Source organism: Bacillus sp. ME78 (assembly GCF_903970865.1).
Classification (GTDB): Bacteria; Bacillota; Bacilli; order Bacillales; family Bacillaceae_G; genus Bacillus_A; species Bacillus_A cereus.
Genome location: NZ_CAJCKK010000001.1, coordinates 233,376 through 256,197 on the forward strand (window position 1 = coordinate 233,376; position 22,822 = coordinate 256,197).

Genomic DNA, 22,822 nt, shown 5'->3' on the forward strand with positions numbered 1-22,822 from the left:
AAAGGGTAAAACATTAGGGGGAAACGACAATGACATTAGAAATCTTCGAATACTTAGAAAAATATGATTATGAGCAAGTGGTATTTTGTCAAGATAAAGAATCTGGTTTAAAAGCAATTATTGCAATTCATGATACAACACTTGGACCGGCTCTTGGTGGAACAAGAATGTGGACATATGATTCTGAAGAAGCGGCGATTGAAGATGCATTGCGTCTTGCAAAAGGGATGACATACAAAAACGCAGCAGCTGGTTTAAACTTAGGTGGTGCGAAAACAGTAATTATTGGTGATCCTCGTAAAGATAAGAGCGAAGCAATGTTCCGTGCACTAGGACGTTATATCCAAGGACTAAACGGACGATACATTACAGCTGAAGATGTTGGTACAACAGTAGATGATATGGATATTATCCACGAAGAAACTGACTTTGTAACAGGTATCTCACCATCATTCGGTTCTTCTGGTAACCCATCTCCAGTAACTGCATACGGTGTTTATCGTGGTATGAAAGCAGCTGCAAAAGAAGCTTTCGGTACTGACAATTTAGAAGGAAAAGTAATTGCTGTTCAAGGCGTTGGTAACGTAGCATATCATCTATGCAAACATTTACACGCTGAAGGAGCAAAATTAATCGTTACAGATATTAATAAAGAAGCTGTACAACGTGCTGTAGAAGAATTCGGTGCATCAGCAGTTGAACCAAATGAAATTTACGGTGTGGAATGCGATATTTACGCACCATGTGCATTAGGCGCAACAGTTAATGATGAAACTATTCCACAACTTAAAGCAAAAGTAATCGCAGGTTCTGCAAATAACCAATTAAAAGAAGATCGTCACGGTGACATCATTCATGAAATGGGTATTGTATACGCACCAGATTATGTAATTAATGCAGGTGGCGTAATTAACGTAGCAGACGAATTATATGGATACAATAGAGAACGTGCACTAAAACGTGTTGAGTCTATTTATGACACGATTGCAAAAGTAATCGAAATTTCAAAACGCGATGGCATAGCAACTTATGTAGCGGCAGATCGTCTAGCTGAAGAGCGCATTGCAAGCTTGAAGAATTCTCGTAGCACTTACTTACGCAACGGTCACGATATTATTAGCCGTCGCTAATCATTCATATATAACTTTTACAAAAGGTGTGGTTACCTCTTATGAGGTTTCCACTTCCTTTTGAATTTATTAGTGGAGGTAGCAACATTGTCTGTAAATCGAATTCTTGTTATTAACCCAGGTAGTACATCCACAAAAATTGGTGTTTTTGATAATGAAAGACCCGTTCTAGAAGAAACGATTCGTCATGACGTAGAACAGATTGGAAAATATAAGAGAATTATCGACCAATATGAGTTTCGAAAAGAAACGATTTTAGAAGTTCTACATTCTCATGGTATTAACATTTCAAAATTAAACGCTGTTTGTGGGCGTGGTGGATTACTTCGTCCAATCGAAGGCGGTACGTATACAGTAAACGATGCGATGTTAGAAGATTTGAAAAATGGCTTTAGCGGTCATCACGCTTCAAACCTTGGAGGCATTTTAGCATATGAAATTGCTTCTGGATTAAACATTCCTGCATTCATTGTAGATCCTGTCGTTGTAGATGAGATGGAGCCGGTTGCTCGTATAAGTGGCATTGCTGGTATGGAACGCAAAAGTATCTTCCATGCATTAAATCAAAAAGCAGTTGCTCGTAAAGTAGCTGAACAGTTAAATCACAAATACGAGGATTTAAATTTATTAGTTACACATATGGGTGGCGGTATTACAGTTGGTGCTCATAAAAAAGGAAGAGTAATCGATGTGAATAACGGTTTAAACGGAGAAGGACCATTTAGTCCAGAGCGCGCTGGTACAGTACCAGTAGGGCAACTAGTAGAAATGTGTTTCTCTGGTGAGTATTACCGTGATGAAATGATTAAAAAACTTGTCGGACAAGGTGGACTTGTAAGTTTAATCGGTACAAATGATGCGATTAAAGTAGAGCAAATGGTTGAAAAAGGTGATCCTGAAGCAACTCTTATTTATAAAGCAATGGCATATCAAGTTGCAAAAGAGATTGGCGGAGCTAGCGCTGTACTTCACGGGAAAATCGATGCAATCGTATTAACTGGTGGATTGGCATACAGTAAAATTCTTGTCGATGAAATAAAAGAGCGAGTGGACTGGATTGCAGATGTTATCGTACATCCAGGCGAAGATGAGTTAGAAGCGTTAGCAGAAGGAGCACTTCGTGTATTACGTGAAGAAGAAGCTCCAAAAGAATACGTTGTACGTGAAAAAGAAACGGTAGCTAGGGGTTGAGATAATGGCAAAAGAATATGATTTAGTCATCGTTGGCGGCGGTACTGGTGGATATGTTGCTGCAATTCGTGCATCACAATTAGGGTTAAAAACAGCACTAGTCGAAAAAGAAAATCTTGGTGGTACTTGTTTACACAAAGGATGTATTCCTAGTAAGGCTCTTTTACGTAGTGCGGAAGTATATGCAACTGCTAAAAAAAGCGAAGAGTTCGGAGTTATTGCAAGCAATGTAGAACTAAACTTTGCGAAAGTACAAGAGCGTAAAGAGAAGATTGTAACGCAGCTTCATAAAGGCGTTCAACATTTAATGAAACAAGGTAAAATTGATGTGTTTGAAGGTATTGGTCGTATTCTTGGCCCGTCTATTTTCTCTCCTATGCCAGGGACAATTTCAGTTGAACTTGCAAGTGGAGAAGAGAATGAAATGTTAATTCCAAAAAATGTACTTGTTGCAACAGGTTCTCGTCCAAATTCATTACCAGGTTTAGAATTAGATGGAGAATACGTAATGTCTTCGGATCATGCCCTAAAAATGGAAACGCTTCCTAGTTCGATTATTATCGTTGGTGGCGGTGTAATCGGTATTGAGTGGGCATCTATGCTTGCTGACTTCGGTGTAGAAGTTACAGTATTAGAGTATGCAAAAACGATATTACCACTAGAAGATCAAGACGTTTCAAAAGAAATGCAACGTCTATTCAAGAAAAAAGGTATTAAAGTGGTAACTGGTGCAAAAGTATTACCAGAAACATTGGTAAAAGATAATGGAGTAACAATCCAAGCTGAATACAACGGTGAAAATAAAGAATTTAAAGCAGAAAAAATGCTTGTATCTGTAGGAAGACAAGCGAATACGCAAAATATTGGCTTAGAGAACACAGATATCGTTGTGGAAAAAGGATACATTCAAACAAATGAGTTTTATCAAACGAAAGAATCGCATATTTACGCAATTGGAGATGTAATCGGTGGCCTGCAACTTGCTCACGTTGCTTCTCATGAAGGAATTGCTGCAGTAGAACATATTGCAGGGAAAGAAGTTACACCAATTGATTACTCTATGGTATCAAAATGCGTATATAGCAGTCCAGAAGTTGCTTCTGTTGGCTTAACAGAACAAGAAGCGAAAGAAAAAGGCTATAAGTTAAAAGTAGGTAAGTTCTCATTCCGCGCAATCGGAAAAGCACTTGTATACGGAGAATCAGATGGTTTCGTAAAACTTGTAGTTGATGAAGAGACAAATGACATTCTTGGTGTTCATATGATTGGACCACATGTAACAGATATGATTTCTGAAGCTGGTCTTGCAAGAGTACTTGATGCAACACCTTGGGAAGTAGCACATACAATTCATCCGCATCCATCATTATCTGAGGCGATTGGTGAAGCAGCACTTGCTGTAGATGGAAGAGCGTTACACGCATAAAAATGTGGATTTAGGAGGTTATGAAAAATGGCAGAAGTAAAAGAAAAGCGCCATGAAGAGCTTGGCTTAAGTGATGAGCAAGTATTAGAAATGTTCCGTACGATGTTACTTGCACGTAAAATCGACGAACGTATGTGGTTATTAAACCGCGCTGGTAAAATTCCATTCGTAATTTCTTGTCAAGGACAAGAGGCTGCACAAGTTGGAGCGGCGTTCGCTCTTGATAGAGAGAAAGATTATGCATTACCATACTATCGTGATATGGGTGTTGTACTAGCATTTGGTATGACAGCTAAAGAGCTTATGTTGTCTGCTTTCGCGAAAGCTGGAGATCCAAACTCTGGTGGTCGTCAAATGCCTGGTCACTTCGGTCAAAAGAAAAATCGTATTGTTACAGGTTCATCTCCAGTAACAACGCAAGTACCACATGCAGTTGGTATTGCACTAGCTGGAAAAATGGAGAAGAAAGATTTAGTAACGTTCGTTACATTTGGAGAAGGTTCTTCAAACCAAGGTGACTTCCATGAAGGGGCAAACTTTGCTGGTGTACACAAACTACCTGTTATTTTTATGTGTGAAAATAACAAATATGCAATCTCTATTCCGGTTGAAAAACAATTAGCATGTAAAAACGTATCAGATCGTGCAATTGGTTATGGTATGCCTGGATATACAATAGACGGAAACGATCCGCTTGCAGTATATAAAGCTGTAAAAGAAGCAGCAGATCGCGGTCGTCGTGGTGAAGGCCCAACTTTAATTGAAACAGTATCATATCGTTTAACAGCACATTCTAGTGACGATGATGATCGTGTTTATCGTGATAAAGAAGAAGTAGAAGAAGCAAAGAAAAAAGATTCAATTATAACATTCGCGGCTTATTTAAAAGAAGCTGGTGTGTTAACTGAGGAATCGGAAAAACAAATGTTAGACGAAATTATGCATATCGTAAATGAAGCAACAGAATATGCAGAAAATGCTCCGTATGCAGCACCTGAAGATGCATTGAAGCACGTATACGCAGAATAGGGGGGAACGTTTCATGGCTGTAATGTCTTATATTGATGCTATTACATTAGCAATGCGCGAAGAAATGGAACGCGATGAGAAAGTATTCGTTTTAGGAGAAGATGTTGGTAAAAAAGGTGGCGTGTTTAAAGCGACACACGGTTTGTATGATCAATTTGGTGAAGATCGTGCGCTTGATGCACCGCTTGCAGAATCTGCAATTGCTGGGGTAGCAATTGGTGCAGCAATGTATGGTATGCGTCCAATCGCTGAAATGCAGTTTGCTGATTTCATCATGCCAGCAGTAAACCAAATTGTTTCTGAGGCAGCAAAAATTCGTTATCGTTCTAATAATGATTGGACTTGTCCAGTTACAATCCGTGCACCATTTGGTGGGGGTGTTCACGGTGCATTGTATCATTCACAATCTGTAGAAGCGATGTTTGCAAACCAGCCAGGTTTAAAAATCGTTATCCCTTCTACACCATATGATGCAAAAGGCTTATTAAAAGCAGCCATTCGTGATGAAGATCCAGTATTATTCTTCGAACATAAACGTGCATATCGTTTAATTAAAGGTGAAGTGCCGGAGGATGACTACGTATTACCAATCGGAAAAGCAGATGTAAAACGTGAAGGTGATGATATTACAGTTATCACGTACGGATTATGTGTTCATTTTGCTCTTCAAGCAGCTGAAAAGTTAGCACAAGATGGCATCTCTGCACACATTCTTGATTTACGTACTGTATATCCATTAGATAAAGAAGCAATCATTGAAGCAGCTTCTAAAACAGGTAAAGTTCTTCTTGTAACAGAAGACAATAAAGAAGGAAGCATTATGAGTGAAGTGGCAGCAATTATTGCTGAAAACTGTCTATTTGATTTAGATGCGCCAATCGCACGTCTTGCAGGTCCAGACGTTCCAGCAATGCCATATGCACCAACAATGGAAAAATTCTTTATGGTAAATCCAGATAAAGTTGAAAAAGCAATGCGTGAACTTGCGGAATTTTAATCGGGGGGACTATACATGGCTGTAGAAAATATTACAATGCCTCAGCTCGGGGAGAGCGTTACAGAGGGCACAATTAGTAAATGGCTCGTTAATGTTGGCGATCACGTAAACAAGTATGATCCGCTTGCAGAAGTAATGACTGATAAAGTAAATGCTGAAGTACCATCTTCTTTCACTGGTATTGTGAAAGAGTTAATCGCTGGTGAAGGTGATACGTTAGCTGTAGGTGAAGTAGTTTGTGTGATTCAAGTAGAAGGCGCAGACGAAGTAGCAGCAACAGCTGTTGAGGAAAAAACGAAAGAAGAACCAAAGGCAGCAGCAATTACGCCTGAAAAAGCACCGAAAGTAAAACAACCAACTGATGGAAAACCACGTTTTTCACCAGCTGTGTTAAAACTTGCGGGTGAGCATAACGTTGATTTAGATCTAGTAGAGGGTACGGGAGCAAACGGCCGTATCACTCGTAAAGATATTTTAAAGCTAGTGGAATCTGGAAATATTCCGCAAGCAGGTGCGGCGAAGAAAGAGGAAGCTGTAGCGGCAGTAGTAGAAGCTCGCCCAGAAGCACCAAAAGCAGCACCAGTAGCGCAAAAAGTAGAAGCTGCGAAACCAGTTTCTGTACCTACAATGCCTGGAGATATCGAAATTCCAGTAACAGGTGTGCGTAAAGCAATCGCAGCGAACATGTTACGTAGTAAACACGAAGCACCACATGCTTGGATGATGATTGAAGTAGATGTGACAAACCTTGTGTCATACCGTAACTCAATCAAAGGTGACTTTAAGAAGCGTGAAGGCTTTAACTTAACGTTCTTTGCTTTCTTCGTAAAAGCAGTAGCACAAGCGTTAAAAGAGTATCCTCAAATCAATTCAATGTGGGCTGGCGATAAAATTGTTCAGAAGAAAGATATTAACCTTTCTATCGCTGTTGCAACAGAGGAAGAACTATTTGTACCAGTAATTAAGCAAGCGGACGAGAAAACAATTAAAGGTATCGCTCGTGAAATTACAGAACTTGCAGGAAAAGTACGCACGAAATCGTTAAAAGCAGACGAAATGCAAGGTGGAACATTTACAATTAATAACACAGGATCATTCGGTTCTGTTCAATCTATGGGTATTATTAATTACCCACAAGCGGCTATTTTACAAGTTGAATCAATTGTAAAACGCCCAGTAATTATGGATAACGGTATGTTCGGTGCTCGTGACATGGTTAACTTATGTTTATCACTTGATCACCGCGTACTTGATGGTTTAATTTGTGGTAAGTTCTTAGGGCGTGTTAAAGAAATTTTAGAAAACATGTCAGAAAATAATACATCTGTATATTAATAAAAAGCTCGCTTATGCGAGCTTTTTATCATCTTATTTCTTCATCTACATCCTACTATATGTATAAATACCTTTCCCAGTAATCTTACAATAAACGATTATGTATTAGGAATTTACGAAAATACATTGCTGATATATGGTATATGGATATAAAATAAGAAAAGAATAATTTTTTTGGCAAATCTTACTGATGAAACTGTAGTATAATATATTGTATTGTATGAAAAAGAGAGTTATTCTATATAAGTGTTTTATAGATAATGTGTAATCAGTCGTCAAAACATGAAGAATGTTGACTCCTGGTTTTTTATTTTTGCCGTAACAATGTTTCAGGAGGATGTCATGAAAAGAAGTACCGAGTTTCTAAAAAGTTTAGATGTAAAATTAATTTTAATTTTGTGTGCACTATGTGTGACGAGTATAGCTGCTATATATAGCAGTCAGCAAACGGGACAGTATGGAGCTGCAAACTTTGCTATGAAACAAGGTGTTAACTACATAATTGGGGTTGTATTGTTACTTCTTGTTGCAAGCATTGATTTAGATCAGTTACAAAAATTATCTTGGCCGCTTTATATTGCTGGGTTTGCTTCACTTATTCTTTTGAAAGTATTACCACCATCAGGTTTTACACCTGAAAAATTAGGTGCAAAAAGATGGTTTGTTTTCCCAGTATTTGGACAAATTCAGCCGTCTGAGTTTTTCAAAATTGCATTGCTACTTGTAGTAGCGAGTATAGCAGTAAAACATAATGCACAGTATATGGCAAGGACATTCCAAACAGATTTAAAGCTAGTAGGTAAAATTATGCTAGTGTCACTTCCACCTATGGCGGTTGTATATAGTCAACCGGATACAGGTATGGTGTTCTTATATGCTGCTGCTATTGCATGTATTTTATTTATGTCAGGTATTCAAAAGAAATTGATAGCATTATGTACAGTTATTCCGTTGACCATATTATCTGCTTTAATATTTATTTTCTTTAAGTATCAAGATTTTTTCTATAATAATTTAGTTACTTTACTAAAACCTCACCAACAGTCGCGTATTGTAGGTTGGTTAAATCCATTTGAAAATGCAGATCAAGGTTATCAAACGCAACAATCGATTTTAGCTGTAGGTAGTGGAGGAATGGAAGGTAAAGGGTTTGGGGGAGGAAGCGTCTATATCCCAGAGAAGCATACTGACTTTATTTTCGCTACAATTGCCGAAGAAGGTGGATTTATCGTAGCAGCGTTAGTTGTCTTCTTGTTCCTGTTGCTACTATATCGAACAATTATTATTGGTTATTCCGCTGATAATTTATTTGGTACATTATTATGCGCTGGATCTATCGGTATATTAACAGTTCAAATATTCCAAAACATCGGTATGATCGTTGGGTTAATGCCTGTAAAAGGTATTGCATTACCTTTCTTATCGTATGGGGGAAGTTCCTTATTCTCGAATATGATTATGATGGGGCTAATACTATCGGTACGGAAAACTTATAAAAAATATATGTTTTCAGTTAAGTAAAAAAAGCTGGTTCGTTTTTAAACGAACCAGCTTTTTTTACATATATGCTCATAAACGTTGCAAACTAAAACAGGATAGCAGTTTGAGACGGGTAAGGAGTGCAAAGTGATGCATATGCATATTTTTGAAGGAGCACGGCATCTTTCTAATAGTGAATGGGTTATTCGGGCTATTATAGCATACATATTTTTAATATTAGTTGCGAAAGCAATGGGGCAAAGGTCTATCGCACAACTTCGTTTTTTAGATGTTGTATTAGTGTTATTGCTGGGTGGGAATATTTCTAACGCATTGTCTGATGAAAAAGTAGGGTTACTGGGCTCGATGATTACAACGTTCATACTCGTTGTACTTCATATTATAAGCTCAGTTTTAATGCTGAAATGGGATAGATGGAGACGCTTTTTAGAGCCAGCACCTATCATTCTTATACATAATGGTTCCATTGATTTTAGCAATTTGAAAAAGGCGAGAATTACCGTGGAATATTTGTTTTCGGAACTTCGTATGCGAAATGTGAGCGATATTCAAACGATTAAATTAGCATTATGGGAAGCGAACGGTGTCGTTTCTATATTTCGGTATCCAGAATATGAAGCAGTTTCGCGGCTTGATCTTAAAGTGGCGGGAAGAAAATCTCCAGTTTCTTTTATATTAGTAAAGGATGGGAGGATTCAGAAAGATGTTCTTGCATTATTAGGAAAAACAGAAGCGTGGGCGAGAGAATTTCTAGAGGAGAGTACAGAAGTAGAATCCATTATGTTAGCTACAGTAGATGAATCACATAAAATAAATATTTTGTTAAAAAAATGAAAAATATACGCATTTTGTCGTTTCGTACATATGATACAATAGTGTGGACAACGAAAAAGGAGGCGATACGGTGGGATATGTAGAAGAATTACGAAAAATAGTTGGTCATCGCCCTTTAATTTTAGTTGGTGCTGTTGTACTCGTTATAGATGAAAATGGTTATGTTTTATTGCAGCAGCGGACAGAGCCGTACGGAAAATGGGGGCTACCTGGCGGGCTAATGGAGCTTAGTGAATCACCAGAAGAAACAGCTTATCGTGAAGTATATGAAGAGACAGGAATAAAAGTGAAGAACTTGCGACTAATCAATGTATTTTCTGGAGCGAACTACTTTACAAAATTAGCAAATGGTGATGAATTTCAATCTGTAACAACCGCCTATTATACGGATGAATACGAAGGGGATTTTGTTATGAATAAAGAAGAAGCTGTTCAGCTTAAATTCTTTTCAGTAACAGAACTACCTGACTATATTGTAGGATCGCATAAAAAAATGATTGTTGAATATATGAAGATTATGGAAAAAAAGATATAATAAAAGTGAAAGAAATACAAAAACACAGCTCTGGTTGGTAGTCCAGACGCATGATTTCATGTCAGTAACCTTCCCCTCCGGGATGTCCCGTATTTCTAATTTTTTAAAGGAGGGGCTGTCAATGGAGTTGACAGTATATCACGATGGCCAATTTTTTGTTGGAATCATTACATGTAAAGAACAAGGGAAATTGTATGGAGCAAGGTATATTTTTGGAGCGGAACCGTCAGATGAAGAAGTGCTTATGTTTGTGAATAGTTCACTTTTAGAGCATTTTCAGCATTTTGCAAAATGTGGTGTAGAAGTTAAAGAAAAACAGCGTCCTAAAAACATAAAGCGTATCATACGACAAGCAGCAAAAGAAACAAATGTTAAACGTTTTACTAAGGCGCAAGAGGCGATTAGTTTATCTTATGAATTGCATAAACAAGAAAAGAAAGTGCAGTCTAAGGAGAAGCGAGAAGCTGAAAAAGAAAGAAGACGTTTAATTAAAGTACAAAAAGCAAAGCAAAAACATCGTGGTCATTAAAGAAAAGGTGTTAGAGCAATTGCTCTAACACCTTTTCTATACTTAAATACAAGTAAACTTACTTGTATTTCATAAACATTAACTGGTAAGATACAAATAGGTAGTTTTAGAGGAGGGAAAAGAGTGATTAATTTTAACTTTTTTATGAATGATGTTGTCCGCCAAGCGCGTGAAGAGATTGTCTCTGCTGGATATACAGAATTGACGACGCCAGAAGCGGTAGAAGAAGCGTTTAAAAGAAATGGAACAACACTTGTAATGGTAAACTCTGTATGTGGTTGTGCAGGTGGTATTGCTCGTCCTGCTGCTGCGCATTCCGTACATTATGATAAACGTCCTAACCACCTTGTAACGGTGTTTGCAGGTCAAGATAAAGAAGCGACAGCAAGAGCGCGTGAATATTTCGAAGGGTACCCACCTTCTTCTCCATCATTTGCTTTATTAAAAGATGGAAAAATTGTAACGATGGTAGAGCGTCATGAAATTGAAGGTCATGAACCGATGCAAGTTATTGCGAAACTACAATCATATTTTGAAGAGAATTGTGAAGAACTATAAAAAATAAGAGAAAAGGCGGCACGTCCACAATCAAGTGGATGTGCCGCCTTTTTTATTTATTATTAAAATTTCAGAGATATGCATAGTTATGTTATTTTATGCATTATTTTATACATAACAAATAGCATTTATATTGTTTTATTATTTATTTTTATTTTATATATTGCATAAAAATAAAAGTGCTGATACAATACAAACATCGAATAAATATTCTATTAAACTTTTAAATATACATTATTAGGGGGAAGAAAGATGAAGAAGTTAGTATCAATATCGTTTGCACTTATTTTAATTGTAAGTATATTCAGCGCTTGTAGTAATGGGGAATCGAAAGAAACAAAAGGAAATAAGAAAGTACTCGTAATGGGGACTTCAGCAGATTATAAACCATATGAATACGTGGAAGCTTCAAAAAGTGATGAAATTATTGGTTTTGATGTTGATGTTGCTAAATATATCGGAAAAGAACTTGGGTATGAAGTGAAAGTGAAAGATATGGATTTTGGTGGTTTATTAGCATCTCTTAGTTCAGGAAAAGTTGATTTCGTAATGGCAGGCATGACGCCAACTGCAGAGCGTAAAAATAATGTTGATTTTACAGATATTTATTTTGTTGCGAAAAATATGGTTGTTTCTAAAAAGGATTCTAACATTAAATCTGTAGAGGATTTAAAAGGGAAAAAAGTAGGGGTACAAACAGGATCTATTCAAGAAGAGAAAGCGGCAGAATTTAAAAAACAAGTAGATTTCCAAGTTGAGGGACGTGACCGTATACCAGAAATCGTACAAGAAATTAAAGCTGGTCGTTTTGACGCTGCAATTATAGAAGACACAGTTGCTAAAAATTATTTAGAGAAAATGAAAGATTTACAAGGAATTGAAATTAAAGAAGCGCCAGAAGAAGTTGGAGCAGCAATTGCCCTTCCGAAAAACAGTGATAAAACAGCTGAATTTAATAAAGTAATTAAAAAAATGCAAGAAAATGGAGAAATGGATAAATTAGTGAAGAAATGGTTTGGCAGCGGAAAATAAGCTGCCTTTCACTTTTCTGTGAGGGGAATGAAAAGAATGAACTTAGATTTTTCGGCGATTACGCCTTCGATACCATATATACTAAAAGGTTTAGAAGTTACTTTGAAAATTGTAGCGGTATCAGCTTTAGCAGGATTTATTTTAGGAACGTTATTAGCACTTTGTAAAATTGCTAGAATACGAGCATTAAATATAGCAGCAGATTTTTATACATCAATTTTTCGTGGTACACCACTTGTATTGCAATTAATGATTATTTATTTCGGTGTCCCGCAAATAATTGGTTATGAAATACCAGCATTCTTAGCAGCTGTACTTGCATTTAGCTTGAATTCAGGTGCATACATGTCAGAAGTAATTCGTGCTGGTATTCAAGCAGTTGATAAAGGACAAACAGAAGCAGCAATGGCTTTAGGGATACCATACGGAAAAATGATGAGAAATATTATTTTCCCTCAAGCATTAAAAAATATATTACCAGCGCTTGTGAACGAATTTGCGACACTTACGAAAGAATCAGCTGTAGTAACAGTAATAGGCGCGACTGATTTAATGCGTCGTGCTTACATTGTAGGTGGTGAGACATTTAAATATCTTGAACCATTACTTTTTGTTGGACTGATTTATTATATGTTAGTCATTATTCTTACATTAGTCGGGAAGGCAATTGAAGGGAGAATGAAGAAAAGTGATTAAAATTGAAAACCTTCATAAATCATTTGGTAAAAACGAAGTATTAAAAGGAATTACAACAACGATTGAAAAAGGGGAAGTAGTTGCAATTATAGGACCTTCTGGATCAGGAAAATCAACATTTTTACGTTGTATGAATATGTTAGAAGCACCAACGGATGGTCACATTTGGATTGGAACGGAAGAAGTAACGAATCCGAAAACGAATGTTATGCATGTTCGTGAAAATGTCGGTATGGTATTTCAGCATTTTCACTTATTTCCTCATATGACTGTATTAGAAAATATTGCGTATGCCCCTATCAATGTAAAAGGGGTAACGAAGCAAGAAGCTGAAAAGAAAGCTGAGAAACTTTTAGAAAAGGTTGGATTAGTAGATAAAAAAAATACGTATCCGAATCGTTTGTCGGGAGGACAAAAGCAACGTGTAGCAATTGCAAGAGCGTTAGCGATGGAACCGGAAGTTATGTTATTTGATGAACCGACATCGGCGCTAGATCCAGAGATGGTGAAAGAAGTGTTAGAAGTTATGAAATCGTTAGTTACGACAGGAATGACGATGGCTATTGTTACACATGAAATGGGCTTTGCAAAAGAAGTGGCAGATCGTGTTCTTTTCTTGGACGGAGGAAAGCTTGTAGAAGATAGTGCGCCAGAAGAATTTTTTGCAGCGCCGAAAAGTGAACGTGCGCAACAATTTTTACAAAAAATATTGTAATATGAAAAGGTTATGTGAATAATAAGTAGAAAAGGATGACATTGTGTCATCCTTTTTTTATACTAGCTGTAAATACGTTTATACATATAGGAGCAATGATATGTTCAAAATTGGATACCGTACAGTAAAAACAGCAATAGGGACAGGCGCGGCAGTTTTTATTGCTCAGTTATTAGGATTAGAATTTTATAGTTCAGCAGGTATTTTAGTTATTTTATGTGTACAAAATACGAAGCGCAAATCGCTTCAAGTGTCGTTACATCGTTTTCTAGCGTGTGTATTATCAATGGTATTCGCGTTTTGTATTTTTGAAACGATCGGCTATACACCACTTGCAATTAGTATATTGTTACTTACATTTATTCCGACTGCAGTAATGCTTAAAATTCAAGAAGGTATTGTCACGAGTTCAGTTATTGTTATGCATCTATATTCATTGAAGCAAATTACATGGCTTATAGTTGGAAATGAAATTGCTATATTAACAATAGGAATTAGCGTGGCGTTATTAGTAAATATGTATATGCCGAGTAGTGAAAATAAGCTAAAAGAGTATCAGGATAAAATAGAGAGTAATTTTAAAACGATTTTGTTTGAAATGGTTGTGTATTTACGAAATCGAGAAAGTAGTTGGAGTGGAGCAGAACTCATTGAAACCGAGAATATGTTAAATGAAGCAAGAGATTTATCGTTTAAAAAACTTGAGAATGCATTTATGCGAGAAGATGATTATTACTATCGTTATTTTAATATGCGTATGCAACAATTCGAAATTTTAGAGCGAATGATACCATTAGCAGCTTCTTTATCGTGGACGTATGAACAAGCTGACATGATTGCAGATGTTGTTGAAAACATTGGTAATGCTATTAGCCCTGAGAGTACAGGCGTTATTTCCTTAAGGCAGCTTCAAGAAATGAGGGAATTATTTAGAGACATGCCATTGCCAGCTACACGCGAAGAATTTGAGATACGTGCGAAACTTGTCCAACTTGTGTATGAAATGGAACAATATTTACTCATTAAAAGTCGCTTTAAGGGAAAGGATAATATAAAAGAACTTATATAGAAGGTAGGAATTATCTATGCCGTATCTTCTCTCTATCATATTATGTCTTTCTTTATCACCGATTTGGCCTCTTGGGGATAATCCACGTGCCGGAGATCCTTTTATTATTGTAAATAAAGCAACGAATAAATTAGCTTACATTGACGATGGAAAGATTCAAAAGGTTTTTCCAGTAGCGACAGGGAAAACGAATGAATTAACTCCAGAAGGAACTTTTGATGTTGTAATGAAAGCGAAGGATCCGTATTACATTGCGAAGGATATTCCAGGTGGATCGCCAAAAAATCCACTTGGATCAAGGTGGATTGGATTTAATGCAAGAGGAACTGATGGAAGTAAATATGGAATACATGGAACAAACCAACCGAGTTCAATTGGAAAGTATATTTCACAAGGATGTATAAGAATGAAGAAAAACGATGTGGAATATTTGTTTGATCGTATTCCAATTGGAACGAAAGTATGGATTGTGAAATCGAAAAAATCATTTCAGCAATTGGCAAAAGAAAAAGGAGCCGTTGCATATGAAGAAGCCAACGAAAAGGTTGGCTTTTTCTATTGTAATAAGTTGTCTTGACATGTGTACATAACCATGCGTTAATGAAAGTATAGAAAGATAAAATTAGATAAAGGGGTTGCTCATATGTACTTGAATCCAAAACTTTCGTATATGCAGTTTTTTATGGGATTTCTATTTGTTATTACATTCATATTGGCAACTTTTAATATATGTTCTTATCTTGTAGCGATTGTATGTATGGCATTACTTAATCTCACTTTTGTTATTGGGGCATTTCAGCAGAAACAATATACAAGTTTTGTAATAGCACTTGTAATGTCATTTTCCTTTAGTATTGTAGCGATTGTGTTTTATATAAAATAAACCATCTCGATGTCGAGATGGTTTATTTTGTCATGTGTAAAAAGTAAAAAAAGGACGAACACATCGCCCTTTTTACCAAAACATACTCGCGCCAGCAAGTAATGTTGTTACAAGCATAGAAATTAGCATCACATAAACCATAATTTTTTGAGCTTTTTTATGCATCGTTATACCTCCTTGCAAATCAGTACAATTTCATTGTAACGAGAAATGAAATTATGGACAAGGGGAGAGTAAGGACAAAATTCGGGAAGGGGTTGCAAAATATAACAGGAAATTTGAGTGTGTGTAGAGAATATAGTAAAAGGGTATATTGTTAATTTTTAGTTGGGCAAGCTGAAGAATGGAGATACGATGATGAAAATATACGAAACAGATCGTTTATATTTAAAGGAAATTGATGAGTCGTATGCTGAAACAGTTCTTCAATATTACGACAGAAATCGTGAGTTTTTAAAAGCTTGGGAAGAGTATAGACCGGATGATTTTTTTACGCTAGATTATCAAAAGAAAAAGTTGCAAAAGGATAGAAAAGAGTTCGAAGAAGGGAAAATCATCAGACTATGGATTTTTAAAAAGGGTGATGATACGAAAATAATTGGGTGTATTTCATTTAATTTAATCGTTCGTGGCATTTATCAATCTTGTGTACTCGGTTATAAATTAGATAAAGCAGAGTTAAACAAAGGGTATACGACAGAAGCGCTTAGAAAAGCAATTCAAGTTGCTTTTGAGGGATTTCAGTTACATCGTATAGAAGCTCCGATTATGCCTCGTAATTTAGCATCTATACAAGTAGTGACGAAGATAGGCTTTCAATATGAAGGCGTGTCTAGGAAGATGTTAATGGTAAATGGCGTGTGGGAGGATCATATGCGCTGGGTATTGTTAAATGAGTAATAGAAAGCAGATGGTTATCTAGACATGTAAACCATCTGTTTTTTGTCTTGTATTTCGAAACTTTTGCGAAATTCTGTTATAATTAATAGTGTTACATACATAATGGTAGTGCAGGAGGCGCAGTCTTATGATTAATCAAGAACGTTTAGTAAATGAATTTATGGAATTAGTACAAGTAGATTCTGAAACGAAATTTGAAGCAGAAATCTGCAAAGTATTAACGAAGAAATTTACAGATTTAGGTGTAGAAGTATTTGAAGATGACACAATGGCTGTAACTGGTCATGGTGCAGGTAACTTAATTTGTACTTTACCAGCAACAAAAGATGGTGTTGATACAATTTACTTTACTTCTCATATGGATACAGTAGTTCCTGGTAATGGAATTAAGCCTTCTATTAAAGATGGATATATCGTATCAGATGGTACAACAATTTTGGGCGCGGATGATAAAGCTGGATTAGCATCAATGTTCGAAGCAATCCGTGTTTTAAAAGAGAAAAATATCTCTCACGGTAAAATTGAATTTATTATTACAGTCGGAGAAGAATCAGGTCTTGTTGGTGCAAAAGCTTTAGATCGTGAGCGTATTACAGCGAAGTATGGCTACGCATTAGATAGCGATGGAAAAGTTGGTGAAATCGTTGTTGCAGCTCCAACACAAGCGAAAGTGAACGCAATTATTCGCGGGAAAACAGCTCACGCTGGTGTAGCACCGGAGAAAGGTGTATCTGCAATTACTATCGCAGCGAAAGCAATTGCGAAGATGCCACTTGGTCGCATTGACTCTGAAACGACTGCAAACATTGGACGTTTTGAAGGTGGTACACAAACGAATATCGTTTGCGATCATGTACAAATCTTTGCAGAAGCTCGTTCTTTAATCAATGAGAAAATGGAAGCACAAGTTGCGAAAATGAAAGAAGCATTTGAAACAACTGCAAAAGAAATGGGTGGTCATGCAGACGTTGAAGTAAACGTTATGTACCCAGGATTTAAATTTGCTGATGGCGATCACGTTGTAGAAGTTGCAAAACGTGCAGCTGAAAAAATTGGTCGTACACCTTCTCTTCACCAAAGTGGTGGCGGAAGTGATGCAAACGTAATTGCAGGACACGGTATCCCAACAGTTAACTTGGCAGTTGGTTATGAAGAAATTCATACAACAAACGAGAAGATTCCTGTTGAAGAGTTAGCAAAAACAGCAGAATTAGTTGTTGCAATTATTGAAGAAGTAGCGAAGTAATAGAATAGAAAAAGCGTGTAAATCAATTGTGATTTACACGCTTTTTATTTTGATTCGATTGTTTTTACAAGGCGTATAAGCCAATACAAGAAAAATCATAGCAGTATATAATATTAGACGAGAGAAAAATCCAAACGTATTCATGTTGAAAATTGGAAGGAGTAAATAATTATGATGATTAATATAACTACAAGGAACATATAGTTAATTTCACCATAATCAGCCTCTTTCACATGTGTATCCTCTTTATATGGATTATAAAAAAGAACAAGTAATTATTATAACTATTGTGCAAAATTTGATATAATAAAAGAACGAACGTTCTGATTAGGGAGTGAGTACTATGCGAGAAATGTATCCGAAAAATGGTCGTGTAATTTTACATGTAGATATGAATTGCTTTTTCGCATCTGTTGAAATTGCTCATGATCCATCATTACAAGGAAAGCCATTAGCGGTTGCTGGAAATGAAAAAGAGAGAAAAGGAATTATTATAACATGTAGTTATGAGGCGAGAGAATACGGAATACGTACGACGATGCCCCTTTGGGAAGCGAAAAGGTTATGCCCGCAATTAGTTGTAAGGCGTCCTAATTTCACATTATATCGCGAAGCTTCATTTCAAATGTTTCAAGTCCTTTCCCGTTTTACAGAAAAGATACAACCAGTCTCAATAGATGAAGGGTATTTAGATATTACAGATTGCTACGCACTTGGTTCTCCTCTTGAAATAGCAAAGATGATTCAACAAGCACTATTAACAGAGTTGCAGCTTCCGTGTAGTATTGGAATCGCTCCAAATCTTTTCCTAGCAAAGACCGCTTCAGATATGAAAAAACCACTTGGTATTACCGTGCTTCGAAAACGCGATATTCCAGAACTGATTTGGCCACGTCCAGTTGGAGCAATGCATGGAATTGGTGAGAAAACAGCTGGAAAATTAAATGATATTCATATACAGACAATTGAACAGTTGGCAAAGGGAGACGAGCATATCATTCGCGCTAAAATTGGCAAGCACGGTGTTGATTTGCAAAGGCGTGCAAAAGGTATGGATGATAGGGAAGTGGATCCGAGTCAAATGGGACAGCATAAAAGTGTCGGTAACTCGATGACTTTTTCAAAGGATATGGATGAAGAGAAAGAATTACTTGATATGTTAGAACGTTTATCAAAGTCAGTGAGTAAAAGGTTACAAAAGCGAACCCTTGTCAGCTATAATATTCAAATTATGATTAAATACCATGATAGGCGAACAGTAACACGGAGTAAGCAATTGAAAAATGCGATTTCGGAAGAACGCGATATTTTTCAAGCAGCATCCCGTTTATGGAAGCAACATTGGGATGGTGATTCCGTTCGTTTACTAGGTGTTACAGCTACTGAAATAGAGTGGAAGACAGAATCGGTGAAACAATTAGATTTGTTTTCATTTGAAGAGGATGCAAAAAAAGAACCGCTACTTGCTGTCATTGATCAAATTAATGATAAGTATGGAACACTGCTTTTACAACGAGGTAGTCAACTACTACGTAAGCAAGAGAAGTCGTTTCAACAAAAGTTAGAAAATAAATTTATGTAGAAGGTGTCATGAAGTAGTAAAAATCATGACACCTTTCCTATTTAACTCGCTTCTAAATCTAAAGAAGTCTTCCATCCAGCTCCAGTAACGCCAGATTCTAATAGCATTCTACTTACTATTTTTTCAATTAAGATAGCTGCATTTGTCTTGCAATGTAATGTAGCCTGTATACAAACTTTTTGATTAGAATCTACATCTTCACTATACAACTCTTTTAAACTGAGCCCTTCTGTACTTACCATATGCATAAGTAAAAAACGAATATGTGCTTCAGTTTCTTCTGAACAAGTAAGGGAAAGTAAGTAGTTCGTTTGTTCAGGTGATTCTTCTTTTGATTTTTTATTCATAAAAAGAGCAATTGGGCGAAGAAGTATATTTGCTAGTAACACGCCGGCTGCACCTAATATAGCTGCAACGAGGAAACCGGCGCCTGTAAGAGTACCGACAGCAGCTGCACACCATAAAGTAGCTGCCGTATTTAGCCCTCTAATACTAAAACCATCGCGGATAATAACGCCACCCCCTAAAAAACCAATGCCACTAACGACTTGAGCAGCAATGCGTGAGGGGCTAGCATCATGATCAAGCATGACGGATAATAAAACAAATATACAGGCACCAAGTGATACGAGAGCATTTGTCCGTAACCCAGCCATTCGATGTCTCCATTGTCTTTCCATTCCGATGCAAGCTCCTACAATAATTGCTATAACTAATCTGAATATAATATCGTACCATACCATCATGGTCACCTCCATATATAAATATGTGTTATGTCTTTTAGAATGAGCGGGGAATACCCACTCATTCTTATTTTTACAACCAGCTATGAAACTTTTTAATATAAAGCTTTTTCAGGAATTGTGTTAAAAAAGCGTAGCCTAATAGTATTCCTACTAACCAAGGGAAGTAGCTAAGTGGCAATGCTTGTAAACCAACGGCTGCACCAAGTGGTGAGAATGGAATATAAATCCCGATTGCCATAATAAGAGCGGTTAATAAAACGACGGGTGTTGATGCAGCACTTTGAATAAATGGAATCTTCTGTGTTCGTATCATGTGAACAATTAAAGTTTGTGTTAACAATCCAACCACAAACCAACCGGACTGGAATAATGATTGCTCGCTCGGTGTATTTGCGCCAAATACATTCCACATGACTACGTATGTGATAATATCAAATATGGAACTAATTGGGCCGATACAAATAATGAAGTTTCGTAAGTTTGCAGTATCCCATTTTCGGGGTTTTTCTAGAAACTCTTTATCCATTTTGTCCCATGGAATAGAAAGTTGTGAAATATCATAAAGTAAGTTTTGAATTAAAAGATGAATGGCAAGCATCGGTAAAAAAGGAATGAAAGCACTTGCTACTAACACGCTAAACACATTACCGAAGTTAGAGCTAGCTGTCATCTTAATATATTTTAAAATATTTCCGAATGTAGTACGTCCTTCTACAATCCCGGCTTCTAATATAGTTAAACTTTTTTCGAGTAGAATAATATCAGAAGCTTCTTTCGCAATATCAGTAGCAGTATCAACAGATATTCCGACATCAGCTTCACGTAATGCTACAGCATCGTTAATGCCATCTCCCATGTAACCTACAGTGTGTCCGTTTCCTTGTAATGCGTGTATAATGCGAGATTTTTGCATTGGATTAAGCTTCGCAAATACAGTCGTTTCTTCAGCAAGTTTTGCTAATGCTTTATCTGGTAAAGAATCAATCTCGTAACCGAGGATTGGTTCGCCGATATCTAATCCAACTTCTTTACAAACTTTTCGTGTAACAATTTCGTTATCGCCAGTTAAAATTTTTACTTGTACACCATGCTTTTGTAATGCTTGAATTGCAGCTGCTGCAGATGGTTTCGGTGGATCTAAAAAGCCGATATATCCAGCGAGAATCATATCAGTTTCGTCTTTTACTGCGTACTCTTTATCATTTATGTTTCTATCTTTTTTATAAGCCACAGCAATAACCCGCATACCTTCACTATTCAATGTCTCGCTTAGTTTTTTGACATTTGAGCGTATTTCCTCAGTGAGTGTAACGATTTTTTTATCCACTTCAGTGTAGTTGCAAATTGATAAAATTTCTTCTACGGCACCTTTACAAACCATTGTATGTTCACCTGAAATATCTTTTACGATGACTGACATACGCCGGCGGGCGAAATCGAATAGAATTTCATCTAGCTTTTGAAAAGCTGATGGGTCAAATGTATTGTTTTCCTCTGTATGCTTAATAACAGCTTTATCTATTAAGTTTTTCAATCCAGTTTGATAGAAACTATTTAAATAGGCAAATTGCAAGACACGATTGCATTTATTTCCATTAGAATCTAAGTGACGAACAAGGACAACTTTATCTTCTGTTAAAGTTCCGGTTTTATCTGTACAAAGAATGTTCATAGCACCTAAGTTTTGAATAGAATTTAGCTGTTTTACAATTACTTTTTGTTTAGACATGTTAACGGCACCTTTAGCTAAATTAGCAGTTACAATCATTGGTAACATTTCAGGTGTAAGGCCAACAGCAACGGCAATAGCGAAGAAGAAAGCTTCTTGCCAATCTCCCTTTGTCAATCCGTTAATGAGAAGGACGATAGGCGCCATAATAAGCATGAATGTAATTAAGAGCCAGCTTACTTTGTTTACACCTTTATCAAAGCTTGTTTCTACACGCTTTCCGATCACCTTATTTGTTAAAGAGCCGAAATACGTATCGGTACTTGTTGAGATGACAACAGCTTTTGCGCTACCACTTACAATATTTGTTCCCATGAAGCAAAGGTTTTCCATATCGAGTGGATTGTAATTTTTTTTCATGTTTTTCGGTAAGATATGCTTATTTTCTGTATGGTAGCAGTGTTCGTATTTTTCTATAGGAAGTGCTTCCCCTGTCAAAGAAGATTGATTAACAAATAAATCTTTAGCGGATACAACACGCACATCAGCTGGAACGATATCACCTGCTGAAAGGGAAATAATATCGCCAGGTACAAGTTCTTCAATTGGAATTTCTGTTGTGTAATTTCGATTTAAATTCGTTACATTTTTTGTTTCATGTACAAATCCATTTATTCTAAATACGCTCGCAGTTGTTCGAACCATAGCCTTTAACTTATCGGCAGCTTTTTGAGAACGAAATTCTTGGGAAAACCGAATCGTTGCACTAAGTAGTACCATTGCAGATACGACAATTGTTCCTTGTATGTCATCTGTGAAAAAGGAGAGTGCTCCAAGAGCTAATAAAACGAAAATAAATGGATTTTTAAATGCCAGCAGAAATTGAATGTACCACGGCGCCATTTTATTATGAGCTATTTCGTTCGGACCGTATAAAGAAAGTCTACGAGCCACTTCTTGTTTAGATAATCCATCTTGTGTTGTTTCTAGAAGTTTTAACGCAGAGATTACATCTTGTGTTGCAACCTCCACTAATAATTCGTTATTTGTTTTCATGCTATCTTGCTCATAAGCATGCTTTGTTTCTTGTCTTTGTAAATTAAACATCGGTAGTTCCTCCTCTGTCATGAAGGAGGAAACAATCTGTTACCTAACTATTTGAAATGGTGAGGAACAGTTTCTTTCCTACCTACATGATGAAATATGAATGTAAAACGTAT

General features: G+C 36.6%; 23 protein-coding genes. 20 read left to right on the top strand and 3 right to left on the bottom strand.

The features are described 5' to 3' along the window. Positions 1–29: 29 nt before the first annotated feature. The 17 genes from H6481_RS01305 (at position 30) to H6481_RS01385 (ending at position 15,459) form a co-directional block, all read left to right on the top strand. Entirely contained in the window at positions 30–1,130 is a 1,101-nt protein-coding gene (locus tag H6481_RS01305) for a leucine dehydrogenase (protein WP_000171355.1), read from the top strand. A gap of 87 nt (positions 1,131–1,217) precedes the next feature. After that, positions 1,218–2,321, top strand: coding sequence for a butyrate kinase (buk, locus tag H6481_RS01310; RefSeq protein WP_000115781.1), 1,104 nt, complete (start codon positions 1,218–1,220; stop codon positions 2,319–2,321). 4 nt (positions 2,322–2,325) lie between these two features. After that, entirely contained in the window at positions 2,326–3,747 is a 1,422-nt protein-coding gene (gene lpdA / locus H6481_RS01315) for a dihydrolipoyl dehydrogenase (protein WP_182810945.1), read from the top strand. Positions 3,748–3,774: 27 nt separating this feature from the next. Further along, positions 3,775–4,776 carry a 3-methyl-2-oxobutanoate dehydrogenase subunit alpha gene (gene bfmBAA / locus H6481_RS01320; RefSeq protein ID WP_000852551.1) on the top strand — a complete coding sequence of 334 codons (1,002 nt, stop codon included), beginning with the start codon at positions 3,775–3,777 and terminating at the stop codon, positions 4,774–4,776. Positions 4,777–4,789: 13 nt separating this feature from the next. Further along, the gene (gene bfmBAB / locus H6481_RS01325) at positions 4,790–5,773 is read left to right on the top strand and encodes a 3-methyl-2-oxobutanoate dehydrogenase subunit beta (protein WP_000290071.1); all 984 of its coding nucleotides are present in this window, start codon (positions 4,790–4,792) and stop codon (positions 5,771–5,773) included. Between the two features lie 15 nt (positions 5,774–5,788). Further along, complete coding sequence (locus H6481_RS01330; RefSeq protein WP_070180493.1) at positions 5,789–7,108, top strand: dihydrolipoamide acetyltransferase family protein; 1,320 nt, start codon at positions 5,789–5,791, stop codon at positions 7,106–7,108. A 342-nt stretch (positions 7,109–7,450) separates the two neighbouring features. After that, positions 7,451–8,629, top strand: a complete 1,179-nt coding sequence (locus H6481_RS01335; RefSeq protein WP_000831181.1) for an FtsW/RodA/SpoVE family cell cycle protein — start codon at positions 7,451–7,453, stop codon at positions 8,627–8,629. A gap of 108 nt (positions 8,630–8,737) precedes the next feature. Then, entirely contained in the window at positions 8,738–9,442 is a 705-nt protein-coding gene (locus tag H6481_RS01340; RefSeq protein WP_069356182.1) for a YetF domain-containing protein, read from the top strand. Positions 9,443–9,512: 70 nt separating this feature from the next. After that, entirely contained in the window at positions 9,513–9,977 is a 465-nt protein-coding gene (locus tag H6481_RS01345; protein WP_065229330.1) for an NUDIX hydrolase, read from the top strand. A 121-nt stretch (positions 9,978–10,098) separates the two neighbouring features. Then, positions 10,099–10,506, top strand: a complete 408-nt coding sequence (locus tag H6481_RS01350; RefSeq protein ID WP_000424203.1) for a YjdF family protein — start codon at positions 10,099–10,101, stop codon at positions 10,504–10,506. Between the two features lie 144 nt (positions 10,507–10,650). Beyond that, complete coding sequence (locus H6481_RS01355; protein ID WP_001979317.1) at positions 10,651–11,064, top strand: BrxA/BrxB family bacilliredoxin; 414 nt, start codon at positions 10,651–10,653, stop codon at positions 11,062–11,064. Positions 11,065–11,316: 252 nt separating this feature from the next. Next, positions 11,317–12,096, top strand: a complete 780-nt coding sequence (locus H6481_RS01360) for a transporter substrate-binding domain-containing protein (protein ID WP_000737678.1) — start codon at positions 11,317–11,319, stop codon at positions 12,094–12,096. 36 nt (positions 12,097–12,132) lie between these two features. Continuing rightward, complete coding sequence (locus tag H6481_RS01365; protein WP_001046915.1) at positions 12,133–12,792, top strand: amino acid ABC transporter permease; 660 nt, start codon at positions 12,133–12,135, stop codon at positions 12,790–12,792. Continuing rightward, positions 12,785–13,507, top strand: coding sequence for an amino acid ABC transporter ATP-binding protein (locus tag H6481_RS01370; protein WP_071729693.1), 723 nt, complete (start codon positions 12,785–12,787; stop codon positions 13,505–13,507). Before H6481_RS01365 ends, H6481_RS01370 begins: the two co-directional genes overlap by 8 nt. Before the next feature lie 100 nt (positions 13,508–13,607). Further along, positions 13,608–14,576: an aromatic acid exporter family protein gene (locus tag H6481_RS01375; RefSeq protein WP_000472671.1), complete on the top strand. Its 969-nt coding sequence runs from the start codon at positions 13,608–13,610 to the stop codon at positions 14,574–14,576. A gap of 16 nt (positions 14,577–14,592) precedes the next feature. Beyond that, positions 14,593–15,153, top strand: a complete 561-nt coding sequence (locus H6481_RS01380; protein ID WP_001146564.1) for a L,D-transpeptidase — start codon at positions 14,593–14,595, stop codon at positions 15,151–15,153. Positions 15,154–15,219: 66 nt separating this feature from the next. After that, positions 15,220–15,459, top strand: a complete 240-nt coding sequence (locus H6481_RS01385) for a DUF3894 domain-containing protein (RefSeq protein WP_000281167.1) — start codon at positions 15,220–15,222, stop codon at positions 15,457–15,459. A 72-nt stretch (positions 15,460–15,531) separates the two neighbouring features. On the opposite strand, the gene prli42 is transcribed toward H6481_RS01385, so the two are convergent. After that, positions 15,532–15,624: a stressosome-associated protein Prli42 gene (gene prli42 / locus H6481_RS01390; RefSeq protein WP_000549037.1), complete on the bottom strand. Its 93-nt coding sequence runs from the start codon at positions 15,622–15,624 to the stop codon at positions 15,532–15,534. 189 nt (positions 15,625–15,813) lie between these two features. On the opposite strand from prli42, the gene H6481_RS01395 reads away from it, so the two are divergent. The 3 genes from H6481_RS01395 (at position 15,814) to H6481_RS01405 (ending at position 19,187) form a co-directional block, all read left to right on the top strand. Beyond that, a complete protein-coding gene (locus tag H6481_RS01395; protein WP_025118231.1) occupies positions 15,814–16,359 on the top strand; it encodes a GNAT family protein in 546 nt (181 codons plus the stop codon). Positions 16,360–16,486: 127 nt separating this feature from the next. Next, the gene (locus H6481_RS01400) at positions 16,487–17,605 is read left to right on the top strand and encodes a tripeptidase T (RefSeq protein WP_000609816.1); all 1,119 of its coding nucleotides are present in this window, start codon (positions 16,487–16,489) and stop codon (positions 17,603–17,605) included. Between the two features lie 343 nt (positions 17,606–17,948). Further along, positions 17,949–19,187, top strand: a complete 1,239-nt coding sequence (locus H6481_RS01405; protein WP_098852219.1) for a DNA polymerase IV — start codon at positions 17,949–17,951, stop codon at positions 19,185–19,187. A 41-nt stretch (positions 19,188–19,228) separates the two neighbouring features. On the opposite strand, the gene H6481_RS01410 is transcribed toward H6481_RS01405, so the two are convergent. Together H6481_RS01410 and mgtA are read right to left on the bottom strand one after the other, a co-directional pair. Further along, positions 19,229–19,930: an MgtC/SapB family protein gene (locus tag H6481_RS01410; RefSeq protein ID WP_140155615.1), complete on the bottom strand. Its 702-nt coding sequence runs from the start codon at positions 19,928–19,930 to the stop codon at positions 19,229–19,231. A 73-nt stretch (positions 19,931–20,003) separates the two neighbouring features. Beyond that, the gene (gene mgtA / locus H6481_RS01415; RefSeq protein ID WP_182810947.1) at positions 20,004–22,709 is read right to left on the bottom strand and encodes a magnesium-translocating P-type ATPase; all 2,706 of its coding nucleotides are present in this window, start codon (positions 22,707–22,709) and stop codon (positions 20,004–20,006) included. Positions 22,710–22,822 lie beyond the last annotated feature (113 nt).

Coding starts and splice junctions, on each gene's coding strand:
- H6481_RS01360 (WP_000737678.1), top strand. CDS start 11,317: ATGAAGAAGTTAGTATCAATATCGTTTGCACTTATTTTAATTGTAAGT.
- prli42 (WP_000549037.1), bottom strand. CDS start 15,624: ATGCATAAAAAAGCTCAAAAAATTATGGTTTATGTGATGCTAATTTCT.
- H6481_RS01380 (WP_001146564.1), top strand. CDS start 14,593: ATGCCGTATCTTCTCTCTATCATATTATGTCTTTCTTTATCACCGATT.
- H6481_RS01410 (WP_140155615.1), bottom strand. CDS start 19,930: ATGGTATGGTACGATATTATATTCAGATTAGTTATAGCAATTATTGTA.
- bfmBAA (WP_000852551.1), top strand. CDS start 3,775: ATGGCAGAAGTAAAAGAAAAGCGCCATGAAGAGCTTGGCTTAAGTGAT.
- H6481_RS01375 (WP_000472671.1), top strand. CDS start 13,608: ATGTTCAAAATTGGATACCGTACAGTAAAAACAGCAATAGGGACAGGC.
- H6481_RS01335 (WP_000831181.1), top strand. CDS start 7,451: ATGAAAAGAAGTACCGAGTTTCTAAAAAGTTTAGATGTAAAATTAATT.
- H6481_RS01340 (WP_069356182.1), top strand. CDS start 8,738: ATGCATATGCATATTTTTGAAGGAGCACGGCATCTTTCTAATAGTGAA.
- H6481_RS01405 (WP_098852219.1), top strand. CDS start 17,949: ATGCGAGAAATGTATCCGAAAAATGGTCGTGTAATTTTACATGTAGAT.
- mgtA (WP_182810947.1), bottom strand. CDS start 22,709: ATGTTTAATTTACAAAGACAAGAAACAAAGCATGCTTATGAGCAAGAT.
- H6481_RS01385 (WP_000281167.1), top strand. CDS start 15,220: ATGTACTTGAATCCAAAACTTTCGTATATGCAGTTTTTTATGGGATTT.
- H6481_RS01355 (WP_001979317.1), top strand. CDS start 10,651: ATGAATGATGTTGTCCGCCAAGCGCGTGAAGAGATTGTCTCTGCTGGA.
- H6481_RS01350 (WP_000424203.1), top strand. CDS start 10,099: ATGGAGTTGACAGTATATCACGATGGCCAATTTTTTGTTGGAATCATT.
- H6481_RS01395 (WP_025118231.1), top strand. CDS start 15,814: ATGATGAAAATATACGAAACAGATCGTTTATATTTAAAGGAAATTGAT.
- H6481_RS01305 (WP_000171355.1), top strand. CDS start 30: ATGACATTAGAAATCTTCGAATACTTAGAAAAATATGATTATGAGCAA.
- bfmBAB (WP_000290071.1), top strand. CDS start 4,790: ATGGCTGTAATGTCTTATATTGATGCTATTACATTAGCAATGCGCGAA.
- lpdA (WP_182810945.1), top strand. CDS start 2,326: ATGGCAAAAGAATATGATTTAGTCATCGTTGGCGGCGGTACTGGTGGA.
- H6481_RS01400 (WP_000609816.1), top strand. CDS start 16,487: ATGATTAATCAAGAACGTTTAGTAAATGAATTTATGGAATTAGTACAA.
- H6481_RS01365 (WP_001046915.1), top strand. CDS start 12,133: ATGAACTTAGATTTTTCGGCGATTACGCCTTCGATACCATATATACTA.
- H6481_RS01330 (WP_070180493.1), top strand. CDS start 5,789: ATGGCTGTAGAAAATATTACAATGCCTCAGCTCGGGGAGAGCGTTACA.